Source organism: Desulfosporosinus sp. I2 (assembly GCF_000960765.1).
In the GTDB taxonomy this organism is placed as follows: domain Bacteria; phylum Bacillota; class Desulfitobacteriia; order Desulfitobacteriales; family Desulfitobacteriaceae; genus Desulfosporosinus.
Genome location: NZ_JYNH01000314.1, coordinates 1 through 581 on the forward strand (window position 1 = coordinate 1; position 581 = coordinate 581).

The window sequence follows — 581 nt, forward strand, 5'->3', positions numbered from 1 at the left end:
AGCTCTCGCAACTTGCTGAGATGCTACGCTGACTGATCCCTTGGCTATTTAGCCGAAGGATTTCGCGGTAGTTGGTCATTAATATGACCTCCTTGGATTTATTTACACCGTTAAACAGTGCATAAATCCAATCTACCACTAAATATGGACGAGTGGCTCAGCTTGCGTGAAGGTGGCTCAGTTTTAGCGAGACGCTGGCTCAACTTGAGCGTATCGGTGGCTCTCGCAGAGCATATTATTCACCTGTTTGTATGCGCCTTGTTTTAACAACTCCAGACTTGCCATTGTATAGAAGGTTGCAATAGTAGCATGACCGCATAAATCAATCTCTTCATTTGGCGTAAAAAATCTCACTTTAAAGTCTGCCACGTTTGATTGCAATACAAAAGCGATTTCGCTAAATCCAAGAATTGCAGCAATTTTTTCTCATTTCTTTTTTCTGATAATGAATCTGCATTCATTATAACACCTGCCGCATTTCCGCCTTCTTTTGTCTTAGCAAATGAATTTAACGTATATACGTTTACTTTCATATTCAACCCTCCTACAGATTCCGATACATTTCAACAATAGCTTCTGTA

The 581-nt window shown here is 40.3% G+C and carries 1 pseudogene; it reads right to left on the reverse strand.

Features of this window, described 5'->3' with window-relative positions:
• Positions 1-255 precede the first annotated feature (255 nt).
• Positions 256-533, reverse strand: a pseudogene (locus tag UF75_RS27890) (PhzF family phenazine biosynthesis isomerase); the annotation flags it as partial.
• Positions 534-581: the final 48 nt, after the last annotated feature.